The sequence below is a fragment of the Priestia sp. FW507-14D1A genome (assembly GCF_058781295.1).
The window spans coordinates 464,322-483,609 of the sequence record NZ_JBYSWQ010000002.1 but is presented as its reverse complement, the minus strand read 5'-3'; the positions used below and the strand labels follow the sequence as shown (position 1 = coordinate 483,609).

The following is a 19,288-nucleotide window of genomic DNA, read 5'->3' as shown; positions in this document are numbered from 1 at the left end:
TCCATTCCCTATGGGAGACTTTTCGTATAAATGTTTTTTCTTTATATTCCAACTTTGTAATCGCATACATAAAACTTATATGTTAGATAATCTAACATATAAGTTGAACGATTTAGAAAATTCATATATCTTAAATATATCTTTAAAGATGCATAGAAAATATATCTTTGAAACAAGCAGGTATAGACGTCAGGGGAGGAATGGAAGATGCAAAAAAAGAAACTCGTATTGATTGGAAATGGAATGGCTGGAGTTCGAGCGATTGAAGAAGTATTGAAGGTTTCAAACGAAGCGTTTGAAATTACGATTTTCGGAAGCGAGCCGCATCCGAACTATAATCGTATTTTACTGTCAAAAGTGCTGCAAGGAGATACGAATGTTGAAGACATTACGTTAAACGATTGGAACTGGTATCAAGAAAACAATATTACATTATATACGAACGAAACGGTTACGAGTATCGATTCAGTAAAAAAAGAAGTAGCGACAAACAGCGGCAGAGTAGAATCATATGATGAATTAATTTTAGCAACGGGCTCTCTTCCTTTTATTCTTCCGATTCCAGGGTCTGATAAAAAAGGAGTTACCGCTTTTCGAGATATAAAAGACACGGATGAAATGCTGCAGGCATCTCAGCAGTATAAAAAAGCAGCGGTTATTGGAGGCGGACTGCTCGGATTAGAAGCAGCGCGCGGACTGTTAAATTTGGGGATGGACGTATCTGTGATTCATTTAGCTCCGTATTTAATGGAACGTCAGCTTGATCCAACAGCCGGCAAATTGCTTCAAAATGAATTAGAAAAACAAGGCATGAAGTTTTTCCTTGAAAAACAAACGGCGGAAATCGTCGGCGATGAGCGAGTTGAAGGATTATCTTTTCAAGACGGGACGTTTTTAGACGCTGATTTAGTCGTGATGGCCGTCGGAATTAAGCCAAATGTCCAGCTTGCAAAAGAAGCGGGACTTAATGTAAACAGTGGAATTGTTGTAAATGACTATATGCAAACGGACATCCCAAGCATCTACGCGGTTGGAGAGTGTGCAGAGCATAGAGGAATGGTATACGGATTAGTGGCACCTTTGTATGAACAAGGAAAAGCATTAGCCAAAGCGATTTGCGGGGCAGAAAAAGTGCCTTATGAAGGATCGATTTTATCCACGCAGCTAAAAGTATCAGGTGTTGAAGTATTTTCAGCAGGAGACTTCACGGAAGATGAAGAGAAAAAAGCGATCAAAGTGTTCGATGAACAAGACGGCATTTATAAAAAGCTTGTTTTACGAGGCAATCAAATCGTAGGAGCCGTTCTTTTTGGAGACAGCAGCGACGGAAATCGACTGTTTTCAATGATTCAAAAGCAAGAAGATGTATCGGATGTCGCGAAAGTGTCGATTTTACAGCCGTCTGGCGGTAACGCGGGTGAAAGCTTAGTAGCAAGCATGAGCGCGGATGATATTATTTGCGGCTGTAACGGCGTCACAAAAGGTACGATTGTGGAAGCTATCCAAAAACAAGGATGCTCATCAGTTGATGAAATCAAAGCTTGTACAAGTGCCTCTCGTTCTTGCGGAGGATGTAAACCGCTTGTAGCGGAAGTGCTTCAGCATACGCTTGGCGCTGACTTTGACGCAGCGGCTCAAAAAGAAGCGATTTGCGGCTGTACGACTCTGTCACGAGATGAAGTTGTCGAAGAAATCAAAGCAAAAGGCCTTTCGCATACGCGTGAAGTGATGAATGTACTCGGCTGGAACAATGAAGAAGGCTGTTCGAAATGCCGTCCGGCGCTGAACTATTATTTAGGTATGGTGAATCCAACCGGATACGTTGATGAACGCGAATCACGATTTGTGAATGAACGCATGCACGCAAATATTCAAAAAGACGGCACGTATTCTGTTGTTCCTCGCATGTACGGAGGCGTCACAAACGCAGAAGATTTACGAAAAATTGCAGATGTTGTTGATAAGTATGAAATTCCGCTTGTAAAAGTGACGGGTGGACAGCGTCTTGATTTGTTTGGTGTCAAAAAAGAAGATTTGCCTAGCGTATGGGAAGAGTTAGATATGCCTTCTGGCTACGCGTACGGCAAGTCGCTGCGGACCGTAAAAACATGCGTCGGGGAACAGTTTTGCCGTTTTGGCACGCAGGATTCAATGGGCGTTGGAATTGCGCTTGAGAAAAAATTTGAAGGACTATGGACGCCTCATAAAGTGAAAATGGCTGTATCTGCTTGTCCGAGAAGCTGTGCTGAGTCAGGTATTAAAGATATCGGCTTTATTGGAATTGACGGCGGCTGGGAAATTTACGTGGGCGGAAATGGAGGTACGCATCTTCGCGGCGGAGATTTGTTGTATAAAGTAAAAACAGACAAAGAATTGATGGACATCACAGGAGCGTATTTACAGTATTACCGAGAAACGGCTAATTATTTAGAACGTACGTCTGCATGGATTGAGCGCATGGGACTTTCGCACATTCAGTCAGTGCTTGATGACGCTGAGACGAGAAGAGAGCTGAATATGCGTATGGACGAAGCGTTATCTACGTACCGTGATCCTTGGAAAGAAATCGTCGAAAGCAAAAAGACGAAAAAAGAGCTGTTCGAAACAGTTGTCACATCATAAAGCTGGGGGGAAATAAAGATGGTGAATAAAAATATTACAAAAGTATGCGTAGGGTCGATTCATGATTTTCCAGTAAGCCTTGGTAAAACAGTGAAAGTAAATGGAAAAGAAATTGCGGTGTTTAAGCTATCAAGCGGAAAAATACGGGCAATTGAAAATCGCTGTCCGCATAAAGGCGGGGTGCTAAGTGAAGGGATCGTGAGCGGCGACTCGGTGTTTTGTCCGATGCACGACTGGAAAATTTGCCTGCATGACGGTAACGTACAAGAGCCTGATAGCGGCTGTGTAGACACGTACGAAGCGTCTGTTGAAGGAGATTTGCTGTATCTTTTAATTGAAGAATAAGTAACGTGGCGCGTTGATTTTCAACGCGCCACAAAAATTCAAGGGGACACACTAAAAGGAGCGAAGCAAAAATGAGAACAGGAAAAGTGTACATTGTAGGAGCCGGACCAGGAGATCCAGATTTACTAACGATAAAAGCAGCCAAATGTTTAGAAAAAGCAGATGTTATTTTATATGACCGCTTAGTGAACCCTGTTCTTCTTCAGTATGCAAAAGAAGGAGCCGAACTCGTCTACTGCGGGAAAAAGCCTGGTGATCACTGCGTTTCTCAAGATGATATTCATGATTTGCTTGTATGCTACGCAAGAAAAGGAAACACCGTCGTCCGGTTAAAAGGCGGAGATCCGTTTATTTTCGGAAGAGGTGGAGAAGAAGCAGAAATACTCGTTCAAAACGGAATTCCGTTTGAAGTCGTTCCAGGTATTACAGCAGGCATCGCGGCACCGGCCTATGCTGGAATTCCTGTGACGCATCGTGAGCTCAGCCGTTCGTTTGCGGTTGTGACGGGACACTGTTTGAGCGGCAAGCCGGAAAGTATTCGCTGGGAGCATTTAGCAAAAGGAGTTGATACGCTTGCGATTTATATGGGCGTTAAAAACTTACCGTATATTTGCCGTCAGCTTTTAGAGGCGGGAAAAAGCGCGAATACGCCGGTCGCTCTTATTGAACAAGGCACGTCGGTTTATCAGCGCACGGTTACAGGCACGCTTGGCACAATCGTAGATACGGCTGCGGAGCAGCAAGTCAGCAACCCCGCGATGATTGTGATTGGTGAAGTGGTGAAGCAAGCTTCTGCTCTTTCTTGGTTTTTGGAAAAAACAGAAGAAAAAGTATGCGTCTAGTATGAATAAAAGGAGGAAACGCTTTTGCTTAAGAATTCACTGCAGTCAATGAATGAGTTAGCCCGTGAAAAAACGAAGCTTGTGAATGATTATTTGCCGAGTTATTTGCTGTTAGCTGTGCTTGCGGGTGCTTACGTGGGACTTGGCGTTATATTAGCTCTATCGGTAGGAGCGCCTTTAGCTTCTGCTTCTTTACCGGTCGTTTCTCTTGTGATGGGATTATCATTTGCTGTTGCTCTCCTGCTTGTTGTATTTGCAGGAGCTGAATTGTTTACGGGGAATCATATGGTTTATACGGTCAGTACGCTATCGGGAGTCACGACATGGAAAGATACGTTCAAAAACTGGACGTGGTGTTTTATCGGAAATGCGATAGGAGCGTTTGGGCTTTGTTTGTTAATTACCGGAACCGGTTTGTTTAAAGGAATTGAACCGAACCATTTACTCATGACGCTGGCAGCTAAAAAAATGAATTTGCCGGTCAGTGAATTATTTTTCCGCGGCATCCTTTGCAACTGGCTTGTTTGTCTGGCGATTTGGACGGCTTCGCGCACTAAAAGCGATGCGGCAAAAATCATGCTTATTTTTTGGATGCTTTTTGCATTTGTTGCTTCAGGATACGAGCACAGCGTGGCAAATATGACGTTTCTTGGCCTAGCTTTATTGCTTCCGCATCCAGATACGATTTCGGCTGCTGGACTATTGCATAATTTAATTCCTGTTACGCTCGGAAACATCGTGGGGGGAGGAGTGTTTGTAGGAAGCATTTACTGGTTTGTGAACGCTAGGCAGCTAAAAGAAGCTAAAAAGCAGCCGGCTCCTCTCTCAGCTGATTTGGATTCTGCTAAACTGTCTAAATAGCAAAAAACCGCTCTTTGTACCATATAGTCTGCTTTTAAAGCTAACATAACGGTATTTTAGAGCGGTTTTCTTCTATATAATATAAACTGCTTAAAGCGTATTCACATCTATACGTATCGAACAAGCAGTATTGTTCTTCATTTTATAGAAACAGGAAGTCTGTGAGAATTGAATCCGGACAGATTCTGTTGAAATGAATGTGTGAGGGTGCAGATATCATCGAAGAGGCAGAGGGCATCTTAGAATTTTAATGTTGTTTGGCATTTTATGCTCTTTTTGAGCATCTTTAAAGCAGTTGTACATTGCTTTGCTGCCTAAATGATTAGCGGAGTGAATCGTAATTCGATCGGCATATAAATGATGCTTTACCATAAAATGCACGAGCATTAATCCATTCCGTGTCTTGCTGAGTAAATCGTGATCGAGTGACAAATGTTCAACATCGAATGATCTTAGCAGATCAATACATTCGTCAATCGTTTCGGCTAAAACATGACCGTCAGGGCACTTGCGATAGTCGTCTAGAAAAACATTGATTTTCATGACTGATTCTCCCTTCCTTGCCTTGTATTTAGTGTAACATACATAATGTCATATACCTACCTAAGTCTATTCGACACGTTTTAAGCTATTCCTTCTTAAATAGGGGTAAAAACACGAATTTTTATCATTATTTGCATATTCACGGCGAATAAACAGGAAATAAGGAAAGAGATGTCGAACGAAAAGTGAATAGATAAACAGTTTAAACTGGAAATTAACTTTTTTTATTCTGTGATCTTTGTTTAACAAGGTCATTTAAATCCTAGATTTGACAAGGGATGGAAAAGGTTTAATGAATAAAAGATTGTGAGAAAAAAACGATAATTTGCGATTTTTTTAAAATAAATTGGAAATTTCTCTTTACGAAAAAGATGTTTGGGACGTATAATTTGATTTAAGGATTTTTTGGAACATAGTATGACAATATGACAAAAAAGAAAAGTAAGGTGAATAGAATGGGTAAGTTATTTAGTATCGGTGAAGTATTAATTGATATGATTCCAGCTCAAAAAGGTCTTCAATTGAAAGAAGTGGAATCGTTTACGCGTGTGCCAGGCGGAGCGCCGGCAAACGTTGCAGCAGTTGTTGCTACATACGGTAATGAGTCAGCGCTTATTACAAAAGTTGGAGAAGATGCGTTTGGAGACTTTCTAGTAGACACGCTTCGTGAAGTAGGAGTAGGTACTGATATGGTCTATCGTACAGAAGAAGCAAACACAGCTTTAGCTTTCGTTTCACTGCGTGAAGACGGAGAAAGAGATTTCAGCTTCTATCGTAATCCTTCAGCAGATTTATTGCTAACAGAAGACGAAATTAACCCTGATTGGTTTGCAAGCAACGATCTTCTTCATTTCTGTTCGGTTGATTTAGTTGAAAGCCCTATGAAATACGCTCATATGAAAGCGATTAAAAGCATGAAAGAAAAAGGCGGAGTTATCAGCTTTGATCCAAATGTACGTCTTCCGCTGTGGAAAGACCATGAGCTATGCCGTCAAACGATTTTAGAATTTATTCCTCAAGCGCACATTGTCAAAATTTCTGACGACGAGCTAGCGTTTATCACAGGAATTGAAGATGAACAGCAAGCGATTCAGTCTCTATTTACAGGTGACGTTCAAGTAGTCGTGTTCACAAAAGGTGCAGAAGGCGCAACGCTTTATACAAAAGAAGCTGTCTATGAATCAAACGGTTACAAAGTAGCGGTTGTTGATACAACAGGTGCAGGAGATGCGTTTATTGGCGGATTCCTTTATCAGCTATTAAGCCGCGATGTGTCACAAGAAAACTTAACGGCTATTCTTGACCGCGACCACGATGCTATTTTGCGCTTTGCAAATGCAAGCGGTGCCTTAACGACAACTGGAAAAGGTGCGATCAGTTCGATTCCAGCCAAAGAAGTAGTAGAGCAATTTTGTAAGCCTGTAGCTAACTAAAATGAAAAGGCTTTATCTCTTCTTATTTTCAATCAGCAGAGGCGTCCGTTTCTGCTGGTTGCAGATCACATAAGAGAGAGGAGCGAGCTGCGGAGCAAGAAGAAAAAAATTTTTTCTGTTTTTAAAAAATAATCAAAAAAATTTCTAGCTAAATAATAAATGTTCGTGTTAGTATAATACGAGCAGCAAGGAATAGCAGTTTTACCACCATTTATGAAAACGTTATATATTTATCGATGTAGAACGTTTAATAGGATCAAAGAGCGATCCTATTAAATGTTCTATACCTAAGCGGTTGCTGCCCCCCTTGCGGGGTAGGCAGCATCCGCATAGGTAGACCTTTGGGGGGATATTCGAGGGAGTATAAGTGCTTGGTTCTTTGCCCTTGATGAAAGAAAAGCAGCAGGTCGTTACATACGATGTACATAGATTAGAAATAGGAAAGTAGGTTAAGAGAAAGATGGATATTTTGCTAGGTGTTCTTCCTTCCGTTGCGTGGGGAAGCATGATTTTAGTTAGTATGAAGATGGGCGGTGGACCTTACAGTCAAACGCTTGGAACAATTATTGGAGCTTTAATTCTTTCATTTGTTCAGTTTATGATTGTTCAGCCGGTGTTAACGCCAACGCTTGTTATTGTTGGGATTGTTTCAGGTTTGTTCTGGTCAGTAGGTCAAAGCAATCAGTTTAAAAGTGTTCCATACCTTGGGGTTTCAAAGTCAATGCCGATTTCAACGGGTATGCAATTAGTATCAACAGCTCTTTTTGGTGTTATTGTATTTAAAGAATGGTCAACGCTTCAAACGATTGTACTTGGATCTATTGCGATTCTTTTAATACTAGCAGGCGTTGTGCTTTCTTCATTAGACGGTAAAAAAGAAGGAGCACAAGGAACTCCAGGACAAACGAAAAAAGGGGTTATCACTCTTATCATTTCAAGTCTCGGATTCTTAGTTTACGTCGTTATTGCACGTATTTTCAACGTAGACGCATGGGCAGCACTATTCCCGCAAGCAATTGGTATGTTAATTGGCGGTTTAATCATTACATACAAACATAAGCCATTTAACAAATATACGATTCGTAATATCTTACCAGGCCTAATCTGGGCATCTGGAAATATGTTCTTATTCTTATCTCAATCAAGACTAGGCGTAGCAACAAGCTTTTCATTATCGCAAATGGGTATCGTTATTTCAATTTTTGGCGGTATTGTCTTCTTGGGAGAAAAGAAAACAAAGCGTCAATTGTTCTATGTATCTCTTGCGAGTGTGCTGATTATTTCAGGCGGTATTTGTATCGGCCTCGCAAAAGCCCACGCTTAATATATCGATGTAGAAAAACCCCCATGGCTAGAGTGCAGCCATGGGGGTTTTTCTAGACCTAAGGTTTTGAGGCACCCCTTGCGGGGTAGCCTCAAAACCTTAGTGAAGGTCAAAATCTTAGTTAAAAACAAATCTTAGTGCTCTTCTGAATTTCAAGGCTGCATGTTTCTGTTGGGGTTTCTCATTCTTAAGACTGATGATTTTTCATTCTTTGTTAGGAAGCTGTTTGGTGTGAGATGGCTTATAGTAGTAGGAAAGGATGGAGGGAAGGCTATGATTAAGAGTATTTATGAGACGCATGTGCAGGTTCGGAGTTTGGAGGATTCGATTGAGTTTTATAGACGTCTTGGGCTGACGTTTGGTCATAAAATTGAAGAGCGGCGCTGTGCTTTTTTCTTTGTAGGTGAACAAAAGCAGATGCTTGGGCTTTGGGAAACGGATGAAAAAGCGCTGAAAAGAAGTCATTTTGCTTTTGGAATTGAAGCAGCAGATATTCATGAATCGTTAACATGGCTGCGTTCAAAAGGAATTGAACCAGAAGAAACGTCGTTTGGAAAGCCGCAAACAGAGCCGATTGTTCATACGTGGATGCCGGCGGCGTGCGTGTATTTTAATGACCCTGACGGCAACCGCTTGGAGTTGATTACGCTTTTGAATGATAAGCCTGTCGTATCTAAGGATTTTCCGTATTTAAGTGAATGGAACAAAGAGTCCGAGACGAAATTATTTTAGCTCAAGTGAAAAACGAACCATTGATCAACGTGTTTGATTAGCGGTTCGTTTTTTTTGTTATGGTTAACGTAGGTTTGATCTGTTTTGTTCCTTCTAGCAGTTGATTGGAGTCATTTCGTTATGTCTCCATCTTTTTATGTATCATAAACGTAGAATTGACATATTTATAAACATATAATATATTTGTTTATAAATTAATAAACAAAATAGAAGGGTGTCTATTTATATGGTAAACGATTTGTTTTGGGAATCATCTTTTGAAGAGATGAAAAAAGGATACGGGGAAAGCGAAGAGCACTATCACTGCTTACTGTGCGGTGAAAGCATTGAAAAAGGCATTATTTATCCGGTGGAAGGTGTTTTTTATGAAGCAAAACGTTATATGAAGCTTCATGTGGAACAGCAGCACGGGTCTGTGTTTCATCATTTAATAGAGCTAGATAAAGAGGTAACCGGCCTTTCTGATCATCAAAAAAATTTAGTGAAGTTTTTTAAGGAAGGAAAAAGCGATAGTGATATTCAAAAAGAAATGGGAATCGGCAGTTCATCGACCATTCGGAATCACCGCTTTACGTTAAAGAAAAAGGAGCGTCAGGCCAAAGTGTTTTTAACGCTGATGGAACTGTTGAACGACGGAGAAGAAGAGAAGAAGCTACCGGCATCAACTGCAGCGCCTAAAAGAAGTCAGCGCTACAGCATAAGTGATGAAGAACGAGAAAAAATTTTAGCGAAGAATTTCCCGCAAGGTTTAAACGGACCGCTTCGTACTTTTCACTTGCAAGAAAAACACCGTCTTGTTGTTCTTGAAGAATTAAGCGGGCATTTTGAGTTTGGTAGCACGTATACCGAAAAAGAAGTAAATGATAGGTTAACACCTTTTTATGACGACTACGCCGTGCTGCGACGCTATTTGATTGAGTACGGTTTCTTAGAACGCAGCGCAGATGGAAGCAGCTACTGGAGAAAAGGAGAGACGGGGATGAGTATGGACTCAAAAGACTATAAAAAGCAAATGAAGCAGCTAGCGAAAGAAGTAAAAACAGAAGGCGGCGTGTATCAAATAAAAAACCTTCACAACGATAAGATGTACATTGGCTCTACGCCTAACGTTAAAACGTTAAACGGCGTAAAGTTCACGTTAAAAACGAACACTCATCAAAATAAAGAGCTTCAAAACGAGTGGAATACGTACGGAGCGGATGCTTTTTCAATTGAGATGCTGGAAACGATTAAAAGAGAAGAAGAAAAAGCACTTTCAAAAAAGGATTTGCTGAAACTGGAAGCGAAATGGTTAGAGAAGCTGCAGCCTTACGGCGAAAAAGGCTATCATTCGCCTAAAGCTGATACAAAGGAGAAATAGGTGTGAAGAATCAACATGTTAAAAGTGAAGTAGTGGAATCAGAAAAATCCGTCAGTAAACTGATGCTTGTGTTTTTGATTCCGCTCATGTTAAGCAACGCCATGCAGTCCGTTGGGCAGCTGGCGGGAAGTATTATTGTCGGAAGAGCGCTTGGCGTTGATGCATTAGCCGCTATTTCCGCTTTTTTTCCTCTGTTTTTTCTGCTCGTGTCGTTTTCAATTGGAATTGGTTCAGGAAGTTCGATTTTAATCGGGCAGGCGTACGGGGCACAAAATGAAAAACGAGTGAAAGAAATTATCGGTACCACGCTCATGTTTACCTTTTTAGTCGGAATTGTGCTTGCTGTTTTGGGAAGCATATTTGCTCCGGATATTCTTCGGATTATGGGAACGCCGGCTAATATTATTGACGTAACGGTGCACTATGCGCGCATTTTGTTTGTGGCAATTCCTGTTTTGTTTTTATACTTTGTTTATACGACGTTTATGCGCGGAACCGGAGACTCCAAAACGCCTTTTTACTTTTTAGTTGTGAGTACGGTCTTAAACCTCATTTTTCTTCCGGTTTTAATTTTCGGATGGATCGGAGCGCCAAAGCTTGGTGTGTACGGAGCTGCGTACGCAACGGTGTTTTCAACCGTATTAACGTTCATTATTATGATTATCTATTTGCGTAAGAAAAATCATCCGCTAAAGTTTGACTCATCTATTTCATTAAAAATGGACGGAACGCTTTTAAAGCTGCTTATGCGTTTAGGGATTCCAGCGAGTATCAATATGATTTTAGTTTCTCTTTCTGAAATTGCGGTCATTACGTTTGTAAATGGATTTGGCTCGCATGCTACAGCCGCGTACGGAGCGGTGAACCAAGTGGCAAGCTATGTACAAATGCCGGCGATCAGTTTAGGAATTGCCGTTTCTATTTTTGCGGCGCAGTCGATTGGCGCCAATAAATTTGAGCGTTTAAAAGAAGTGATTCGCTCTGGAATTATGCTGAATTACGTCATTGGCAGCGTGTTGATTTTACTTATTTATCTCTTTTCCAATCAAATTTTAGCTCTGTTTTTAACAAGTCAGCATACGCTCCGTATTGCTGAAGAGCTGTTAGTGATCACGCTTTGGAGCTATTTGATTTTCGGTCATGCGCAAATTATTACCGCTACGATGCGAGCAAGCGGTACGGTGCTTTGGCCTACGGTCTTTAGCATTATGGCTATTTGGTGTGTGGAAGTGCCCATAGCCTACGTGTTATCGCAGTTTACGTCTCTTGAAATCAAAGGGATTTGGATTGGGTATCCAGCGGCGTTTGTGGTCAGCTTAATCCTGCAGTACAGCTATTATCAATTTGTATGGAAGAAAAAGAAAATTGAACGTCTTGTCGGATAAAAAACGAGCGGAAACGCTCGTTTTTATTTTTTCTAATTAAAACACCCTTAGCTAAAAGTTTTAATAGGATAGTGCATATAACTTTTTAATGAAAAGAGGGTATGACACTATGAGTAAATCTGGATTTGTGCCGGATAATTCAAATATCAAAAAAAGCTCAGGAACGCCTAATCTGTCAGTGAACTATAAGCAAAACGTCCTGTTCAAACGAAATGATCAAAATATAGCGTATCAACTAACCTCAACTCAGTTGCCTGCCATGCTCGGAGGAGCGTTTGTTGATTTATATATGACAAAAGGGCATATGAGAGAGCCGCACTGGCATCCAAATGCTTGGGAATTAGATGTCGTCGTTTCAGGTGAAGTGCAGGTGTCTATCTTGGACCCTGATACAAGCAGCATGCACAATTACCGGATAAAAGAAGGGGAAGTTGTTTTTATACCGATGGGCTGGTGGCATTGGATTGAGCCCTTATCGGAAGAAGCGCATCTTCATCTCTTTTTTAACAATGATCAATTTGAGTCTACAGAAGGATCCGACGTGCTGCGCTTAACGCCTCCGATCGTGTTTCAAAAAGCATACGGAGTAAGCGCAAGCGAAGTAGCAGAAGCCGTTGCTCCGATTACGGATACGGTTATCATTGGACCGCCTAATGATCATTCTTTTTATCAAAAGAGCTATCTCAAAGATGAACGGGATGAAAGAATTGTGGTTAAAATAAATGAAAAAGTAGTGCCTGCTGAAGATAAGTAGCATAAAAAACCATTGAGCCTATGGTCAATGGTTTTTTCATGAAGCGTTTTTTATAAAAACAGCTCCTTACGTTCTAAATGCTTATACAGCCGCGTTGTGACTTGTTTTTGATTCCATTCGTTTTGCGGAAACTGCTGCTTGTCTACGTGAGAAACGGCCGGTTTGTAGGTTTTTTGAATCCGTTTGATATCATTAAAGGTTGCATTGGTTTCAATGTGATCAGCGAGCGTAAATACAAGAGAATGCAGCTTTGCAACATTGGGAATCGTAGCTGCTTGGCTGAAAATAGCTTTCGCGACGGACAGCTGTCTTTCATGCGCAGTAAAGATGTCTTGCTCATTACGCTCCTTTAAAAAAACAAGCGCTTCTTTTCCGTTAAGGCGAATTGATCCTTTTGGAAAAACAATGTTGCTCTGTTCAAAAGCACGTTTGTTTGTGACGATAATGCCGCCTAATTTATTTACAGCATCGACGACTGACTGCTGATCCATTTTGACATAATAATCAACAGGAAGCTTTGCATACGTTTCGACGTTCTTTACGACAGCATTCATATTTCCTCGGTGATAAATGGTTCGCAGTGTTTTATTGCCGAGCTGAGTTGACCCTGGCAAGTGGGTCATTTTTATTGATTCATGCTGTTTATTGACAGTCATATATACAAATGACGTATTTTGATGGTTCTCTTGAATTAAAAGCAGGGAAAACGGTTGCCCTTTTTTTAAATTGACGTGTGTTTTGTTACCAAGCTCAAGCGGTACATATGTTTGTTCAACGGCGGCTTTCACCGTATGATAGCCTGCAAATGTGATGCTGACAAAACTGACGAGTAAAAATAGTACGAGACCGCCAATCCACTCTTTTTTTGCTTTGCTGCTCATCGTCTCACCTTTTTCTATCGAAGTCGTTCGTAGTATTGCCATCTTAAAAGGGGAGTAAAACAAATGAGCGCTATTTTTATTGCTTATCTTGCTTTTTCTTGGCATAGGTTTTGAGCTCTGTGATTAAAATCGCTTGTTCTTCCACATCGTTAAACGCTTCGATGCCATAAAGGTATTCGGTGTGCCGTTTTTCTTTCCACACGCAAAGTCCGGTAATATGGATGGGTTTTTCATTTAAATAAAAGCTGATTTTTAGCTGAATTTGATGGTTGAAAATAGGTAAATCAAGCGGCGTGATTATTTTGATTCCTTTTGGTGAAAGGTCGATAACGGACAAAGGACCTGGCTTAGAATCGATTTCTTTGTTGTCGTATTTAGCAATGGAAAACGTTCCAACAATGGGGGTCTCAAATAAAAAGCGAAACGGTTCTTCACGTTTAAAATGCATGTATCATCAGTCCTTTTCGTAATCTAAGTTTGTTAAGTAAGTATTCGATGAAAGTCCAAAAATTCCTACACGTTTTTCCCCATCACACATATAATGTTTATCGGTGTAGAATATCTACCATGACCAAAGACCGGCCATGGTAGATATTCTAGACCTTTGCGGGAGGATTCAAGCTTTATTAGTTATCGATTGCCGATTATAACTGCTTTTATAGTATCGGAAGTTTTGTTTGAAACTTTAAAAGGTGAGGAAAAGGTTTTGAAAAAAGCGCTACGCTAGAGTTAGATTGTATGTTAAAATTAAACTTTGTGAAGTAGCTGTATTACAAGTCAGCGTTCCTTCAACTAATTAGGAGGTGAGATGAATGGGCACTGATGACCCCATTTCGATGAAGGTTACTGCAAAACAAGATAGGGGCAACAAAGGTGTATATATTCCTCTCATTTCAACGAAGGAAAATACCCCTTAATGCCTCAATGATGTGAGGTGAAAAATCAATGATTAAAACATACTTATATGATGATGAAACAAAAGAAATGGTAACGAATCTTGATTTAGGAGACGTGCATGAAAAATTGCGCAATCCTGATAATTTGCTGTGGATTGATTTGTATGATGTCCACGGACAAGAGCTTGCTCAAATTGCTAAATTATTCGATTTTCACCCATTGGCGATTGAAGACTGCTTACACGACAGTCCTCGCGCTAAAATGGATGATTACGAAGACTATAAATTTTTCGTTTTTCACGCGCTTCGCTATAACGAAGAAAGTGATGACGAGATTACGACGCTTGAGTTAAATGCCTTTGTCGGATCCAATTACGTAGTGACGATTCATAAACACAAAATGGGCTGGCTTCGTAAAATGGATGCTGTTTGCTCACGCTATCCAAAGTTTATGAACCGCGGCGCCGACTTTTTACTGTATGCTTTGATTGATGGCATCACGGACGAATACTTTCCGATTTTAGACCGAATTGACATGCGTATTGATGAATTAGAAGATGAAATCTACAACAAAGAAGTGCGCGGAGTGACGGAAGAGTTCTTGGCGTTAAAAAGAACGATTATCTTAATCCGGCGCGTTATTCTGCCTCAGCGCCGAATTTTCTTAACGGTGAATGGAAAGTGGAAATTCGACATACGAGAAGAAAATGTTCCTTTCTACATTGACTTGCTTGACCACTTAGAGCGTATTGTAGACTCTGCTGAAACATTTAGAGACCTTGTAAACAGTGCACTTGATACGTATTATTCTATTACCAATGCAACTTCATCTGAAAAGCTGAACGTCTTAACGCTGATTTCAACCATTATGCTTCCGCTGACGTTCGTAACCGGATTTTTTGGGATGAACGTACCGATTCCATATCAAAATTCCCACTGGGCTACTGCTGTTATTATTGTTATGTTAATTGTGTTAACGTGGGGAATGTGGAAATACTTTAAAAACAAACAGCTTTTATAACAAAAAGGCACTTGGCCATAAGCCAAGCGCCTTTTTTCTTTATTTTGTCACCGTTTTTGTTGTTGCTTTACTCGTATTATTCGCTTTGTCTTTTGCCGTTACGCTTAAGACTGTTTTTTCTTTTTGCTTTTTAATTTTTACTGAGTATTGTCCTTTGCTGTTAGCAGCAGCAGAGCCAATGCTTTTTTTGTTTACTGTTACCGTTACGGTAGCATTTGCTTCTGTTTTACCTGTTACAGCTGTGCTTTTTGTTGTAACAGCATTGACGCTTGGTGCAGCAGGGGGCGTTTTATCGCTCACTTTTACAGTCGTAGCTTTACTTGTGTTGTTGGCTGCGTCTACTGCTGTTACGCTGATTGCTGTACCTGCTTTTTGTTTTTTAATTGTTATGCTGTACTGGCCTTTTGCATTGGCTTTTACTTTGCCGATTTCTTTGTTGTTCACTTTCGCTACAACAGATGTATTTGCTTCTGTTGTTCCTTTAATAGCCGTATCCGCGTCGCTGACTGAATTCACTTTAGGTGCATTTGGAGCAATAACGTCACGCACCGTTACTTTTACTTCTTCACTTTCTTGCTGTTGGCTGTTTGTAGCCGTGATGTACAAGACTGTGTTTTCTTTTTGTTTTGGAATTTTTACTTTGAACGCGCCTTTTGCGTCAGCTTTTGCTGAAGCAATCACTTTCTTAGCGCTGTTTTTAACATTTACCGTAAAATTCGCTTTAGACGTTCCTGTTACGTACTCATCTTTATTCGTCACCGCTTTTACCGCTGGTTTGGCAGGTGCTTTTTGAACAACTGCACGAATGCTCGTACTTGCTTTTCCGTTTGTTACAACTACTTGTAAAACGGTATCAGCTTTTTGAGCTGGAATGTTCACAGAGAACGTATTTTTTGTATCAGCTTTGGCAGTGCCAAGTGTTTTTGAACCGTTCATTACTTTAACAGTTGAACCGCTTTGAGCTTTACCTGTAACAATTTTTTGCGTGCTGACAAATGTATTTACCTGCGCTTGCAGCTGCTGTGCACTTACCGCGCTGTACGCATTTAAACGTCCCCATCCTGATACGTAATCGTAGCCTGGAGCAGGGGGTTCTGCTGGACTTTCTTCATCATCGTATACAGGAGCATCTTTTTCATCAAATTTAATATCTTTAGCTGTATCCGTTAGGCGTTTTTCAACGTCTTTTGGCTTTAAGCCTGGGTTTTGTGATAGCAATAATCCCGCAACGGCTGCCACGTGAGGCGTTGCCATTGATGTTCCGCTTAAATAAGTGACGTTTCCGTCTGGAACAAGACTTGGAATATCAGAGCCAGGAGCTGTAATATCTAATCCTTTTCCGTAGTTTGAGTAGTCAGATACGATATCTAAACGGTTTGATGCGCCTACTGAAATCGCATAGGCAGATGAAGCAGGGTAAGAGAGTTCTTCCATACCGTCGTTTCCACTTGCAGCTACAACCGTTACGTTATGATCGTATGCGTATTTTAACGAATATTCAAGCACGCGGCTGTAAGATCCGCCAAGGCTTAAGTTAATGACTTTTGCACCGTGATCAACCGCGTATTTAATACCGTACGCAATTTGTTCTGTATCTCCGCTTCCAGATGCGTCTAAAATTTTAACCGGTAAAATTTTTGCATGAGAATTAATGCCGGCCATTGAATAGTTATTGTTTGCAGAGGCTGCGATAATACCTGCTACGTGAGTTCCGTGTCCGTTGTCGTCTGTTGCATTCGACGAACGATCCACGTAGTTATAGCCTGTTTTTGTATCCACTACGCCTTTTAAATCAGCAAGTGATGAATCGACGCCCGTATCCGCAACGGCAATAACCGTATCTTTTAATTTTTGACCGTTTAGTAATTTTTCAAGTGATTCGTATTGAATATCGGCATGCTGCGTACCGTCATTTTTACCCGTATTGTTTAATGACCATTGATACGGATATTGTGAATCCATTGAAAGAGCGTGGTACTCTTGAACCGGCTCGATAAATTCAGTTTCAGGAAGTGCCTGAATTTGTTTTGCCGTCATTTTACCTTGAGCAGATGACGTGCTGAAGCTTTTTGCATTGCTGTCATCTAATTGAATAACAAACATATTATCAAAAGAAGCAGCTGATTGTTTTAATGGATTAATAGATTCAATGCTTGCTGATTTTGACTGTGCTTTTGTTTTGAATGATTTAGCATTTGCACCATCTTTTAATTTAACAATATAGCGAGTTTCAGCTTTTGTTGAAACGCTGTTTGCGCTGACTAACTTAGCTCTTACTAATACAGACGATACGTTTAAGTCCGTTACGTCTTTTAATTTTGTCTGTGCTGCTACTTTTTCTAAGTCTTTCTTTAAAGCAGCCGGAACGGATTTATAAGCGGTGCTGTATAAATCATTGATTGCTTTTTGATCAGCACTTGTAATCATGTACGTGCTTGATGCGCCGTTTTTCGCCACATCTGTAAATAGACCTTTTAGCTGAACTAAATCTTTGTATACTTGTTCGCGCATTGATTTGTCGATAATCATTTTAGAGCTGATAAACGGAGCGGCTTTGTAATAAAGAGAAGAAAGGTCTTTTCCGCTTGCTGTTTTTGAAAGCACAGCGTCGCGAATCGTACGCAAATCTTTTAAAATACCTTTTCCATTTTCTTTTTGGCTTGTACTTAATTCAGCCGGGCATTCTTCTGCCTCCATTTGAGAAGGGGGAAGTGAAGCGCCTTCATAGCTGATTGTGTAAGGAACTTCTGTTTTTAATTCCGGTTGAGGTTCAGAAGGTGTTTTTCCATCTTCTTCTGTATCGTCTTCGATGATGATATCTTCATCTCCATAATACTCAACTTTCACATAATAAGGGCCAGTCCAGGCGATTGGAAAATCAAGCTGAGCAGGCTCGTCTTTGTAGGAGTATCCCATATAACGGTCAAATGCCACGTTGTTTTTGGCATTTTCAAGACTAGAGTAAACTGTGATGTTTACTTCATCATCACTTTGAAGCTTAATTCGGTAGTGTGAAAACTTTGCTACCTCTTGCTTAGAAGGATTAATTTTGTACCAATGTGTTTGTTCTGGTTCTGTAAATGTTCCTTTTGCTGCTTTACCAATGCTTAATGTTTTTTCATTAGCAGGTGGATTGCCTGCCGCTTGTGTTTTCAGTAAGCCTAATTGGCTAAAACACAAGGTGAACATTAAAGCAAAAGCAATAAAACGATAAATTGACCCTTTTTTCATGTTAAACCTCCAAAAAAATATAGTAAAAAACAGGAATTACATACCTATTAAACCATAAAGTTTAAAAATTTGTAAATAATTACTGTTGCTTATTTTATTATTTTGTCAAGTTATTAATCTCGCATAAGAAATGGTGAGATAAGTCCTAGTTGCAAAAAGTAGAAAAAATTGGAATAATAAAGATTGAGCCTGTTTATAAGAGGCGAGAGTACGCTGAAAAGGGAAGAAGGGAATGAGAATTATTTTTCAAAGCAGAATTCACTGGAGAAAATCTGATCGGTTTCTTTTTACCTGTGTTTATAAAGAGGAAATCGGGCTATATAAATAAAGATTGGAAAAATTTTCAGTCTAATTAAGTTCATTTGTAGCATATAATACGAGCTGGATTTCTTTTATAATAAACAAAAGCAAAGAAAGAGCAAATGGTGAAAAGGAGTGAAAGAAGTTGTCAAATGTGATGCAACGACAGGAAAAACGAATGAAGTTTGATGCCGAACAGCTTGCACCCCTTGATATTGATGAAGAGACAAAGAAGTTGCTAACAGAAAAAGGATTGCCCAAAGAAGCTTCACCATTTCTAGAGTTCGTTTCATCCAAAGGAAAGCTAACAACATTATGCGAAACATTTGAGTTATCATCTCGCTACCAGCACTATTGGTTTTTAGGAACAACAGGCGCTGGAGATCCAATTTGTCTTCATCAAAAAAACGGTTCGGTTGTGCTGCTCGATACGTCCAACGATGACTGCGAGCGTTTCGTGAATACAACTTTTCCGCAGTTTTTAGCATGCTTAGATGTATTTGAAGAGCTAGTAGAAGAAACGATTCAAGCTAACGGAGAATCTGCATACTTAGAGAGACACATTCCTGCTGAGGTGCTGCAGCGATGTAAAAAACGTATGAATGAAATTGATGAAGCTTGCTTAGCCCCTTATTCTTTTTGGTTCAAAGAACTTTCTTTTTAATATAGTAGAAAAATAGACATGGCCGTTTTGGTCATGTCTATTTAGTTGTGGCTGCAGGGCTATTAATATAGATAGAATAAATAAAAATGATAGT

At 40.2% G+C, this 19,288-nt stretch carries 16 protein-coding genes; 12 read left to right on the top strand and 4 right to left on the bottom strand.

The window, feature by feature from the left end:
* Positions 1-207: 207 nt before the first annotated feature.
* The 4 genes from nirB (at position 208) to AC3WJG_RS10890 (ending at position 4,670) form a co-directional block, all read left to right on the top strand.
* Positions 208-2,622 carry a nitrite reductase large subunit NirB gene (gene nirB, locus AC3WJG_RS10905; protein ID WP_337133488.1) on the top strand — a complete coding sequence of 805 codons (2,415 nt, stop codon included), beginning with the start codon at positions 208-210 and terminating at the stop codon, positions 2,620-2,622.
* Positions 2,623-2,640: 18 nt separating this feature from the next.
* Entirely contained in the window at positions 2,641-2,967 is a 327-nt protein-coding gene (gene nirD / locus AC3WJG_RS10900; protein WP_013055862.1) for a nitrite reductase small subunit NirD, read from the top strand.
* A 71-nt stretch (positions 2,968-3,038) separates the two neighbouring features.
* Positions 3,039-3,809, top strand: a complete 771-nt coding sequence (gene cobA, locus AC3WJG_RS10895) for a uroporphyrinogen-III C-methyltransferase (RefSeq protein ID WP_337133487.1) — start codon at positions 3,039-3,041, stop codon at positions 3,807-3,809.
* Positions 3,810-3,833: 24 nt separating this feature from the next.
* Positions 3,834-4,670, top strand: coding sequence for a formate/nitrite transporter family protein (locus AC3WJG_RS10890; protein WP_337133486.1), 837 nt, complete (start codon positions 3,834-3,836; stop codon positions 4,668-4,670).
* Positions 4,671-4,886: 216 nt separating this feature from the next.
* Here AC3WJG_RS10890 and AC3WJG_RS10885 read toward each other — a convergent pair whose 3' ends face one another.
* Complete coding sequence (locus AC3WJG_RS10885) at positions 4,887-5,213, bottom strand: cyclic-phosphate processing receiver domain-containing protein (protein ID WP_034653683.1); 327 nt, start codon at positions 5,211-5,213, stop codon at positions 4,887-4,889.
* Positions 5,214-5,668: 455 nt separating this feature from the next.
* Here AC3WJG_RS10885 and AC3WJG_RS10880 point away from each other — a divergent pair, with 455 nt between their 5' ends.
* The 6 genes from AC3WJG_RS10880 (at position 5,669) to AC3WJG_RS10855 (ending at position 12,201) form a co-directional block, all read left to right on the top strand.
* Positions 5,669-6,646, top strand: a complete 978-nt coding sequence (locus AC3WJG_RS10880) for a carbohydrate kinase family protein (protein ID WP_289578799.1) — start codon at positions 5,669-5,671, stop codon at positions 6,644-6,646.
* A 460-nt stretch (positions 6,647-7,106) separates the two neighbouring features.
* Complete coding sequence (locus AC3WJG_RS10875; RefSeq protein WP_014461163.1) at positions 7,107-7,970, top strand: GRP family sugar transporter; 864 nt, start codon at positions 7,107-7,109, stop codon at positions 7,968-7,970.
* A gap of 273 nt (positions 7,971-8,243) precedes the next feature.
* Entirely contained in the window at positions 8,244-8,702 is a 459-nt protein-coding gene (locus AC3WJG_RS10870) for a VOC family protein (protein WP_337133483.1), read from the top strand.
* A gap of 226 nt (positions 8,703-8,928) precedes the next feature.
* Entirely contained in the window at positions 8,929-10,062 is a 1,134-nt protein-coding gene (locus AC3WJG_RS10865) for a DUF2087 domain-containing protein (protein WP_337133482.1), read from the top strand.
* Positions 10,063-10,124: 62 nt separating this feature from the next.
* The gene (locus AC3WJG_RS10860) at positions 10,125-11,447 is read left to right on the top strand and encodes an MATE family efflux transporter (RefSeq protein ID WP_337133886.1); all 1,323 of its coding nucleotides are present in this window, start codon (positions 10,125-10,127) and stop codon (positions 11,445-11,447) included.
* Positions 11,448-11,556: 109 nt separating this feature from the next.
* A complete protein-coding gene (locus tag AC3WJG_RS10855; protein WP_274155875.1) occupies positions 11,557-12,201 on the top strand; it encodes a cupin domain-containing protein in 645 nt (214 codons plus the stop codon).
* Positions 12,202-12,251: 50 nt separating this feature from the next.
* Here the strand turns inward: AC3WJG_RS10855 and AC3WJG_RS10850 are convergent, their stop codons facing one another.
* Positions 12,252-13,082 (bottom strand): LCP family glycopolymer transferase, encoded by an 831-nt coding sequence (locus tag AC3WJG_RS10850; RefSeq protein ID WP_337133481.1) that lies wholly within the window; start codon positions 13,080-13,082, stop codon positions 12,252-12,254.
* 76 nt (positions 13,083-13,158) lie between these two features.
* Positions 13,159-13,530 (bottom strand): PilZ domain-containing protein, encoded by a 372-nt coding sequence (locus AC3WJG_RS10845; protein ID WP_028407825.1) that lies wholly within the window; start codon positions 13,528-13,530, stop codon positions 13,159-13,161.
* Between the two features lie 497 nt (positions 13,531-14,027).
* On the opposite strand from AC3WJG_RS10845, the gene corA reads away from it, so the two are divergent.
* Entirely contained in the window at positions 14,028-14,999 is a 972-nt protein-coding gene (gene corA / locus AC3WJG_RS10840; protein WP_013055874.1) for a magnesium/cobalt transporter CorA, read from the top strand.
* 39 nt (positions 15,000-15,038) lie between these two features.
* On the opposite strand, the gene AC3WJG_RS10835 is transcribed toward corA, so the two are convergent.
* Positions 15,039-18,230, bottom strand: a complete 3,192-nt coding sequence (locus AC3WJG_RS10835; RefSeq protein WP_337133479.1) for a S8 family peptidase — start codon at positions 18,228-18,230, stop codon at positions 15,039-15,041.
* A gap of 454 nt (positions 18,231-18,684) precedes the next feature.
* On the opposite strand from AC3WJG_RS10835, the gene AC3WJG_RS10830 reads away from it, so the two are divergent.
* Positions 18,685-19,194 carry an SUKH-4 family immunity protein gene (locus tag AC3WJG_RS10830; RefSeq protein ID WP_225049769.1) on the top strand — a complete coding sequence of 170 codons (510 nt, stop codon included), beginning with the start codon at positions 18,685-18,687 and terminating at the stop codon, positions 19,192-19,194.
* Positions 19,195-19,288 lie beyond the last annotated feature (94 nt).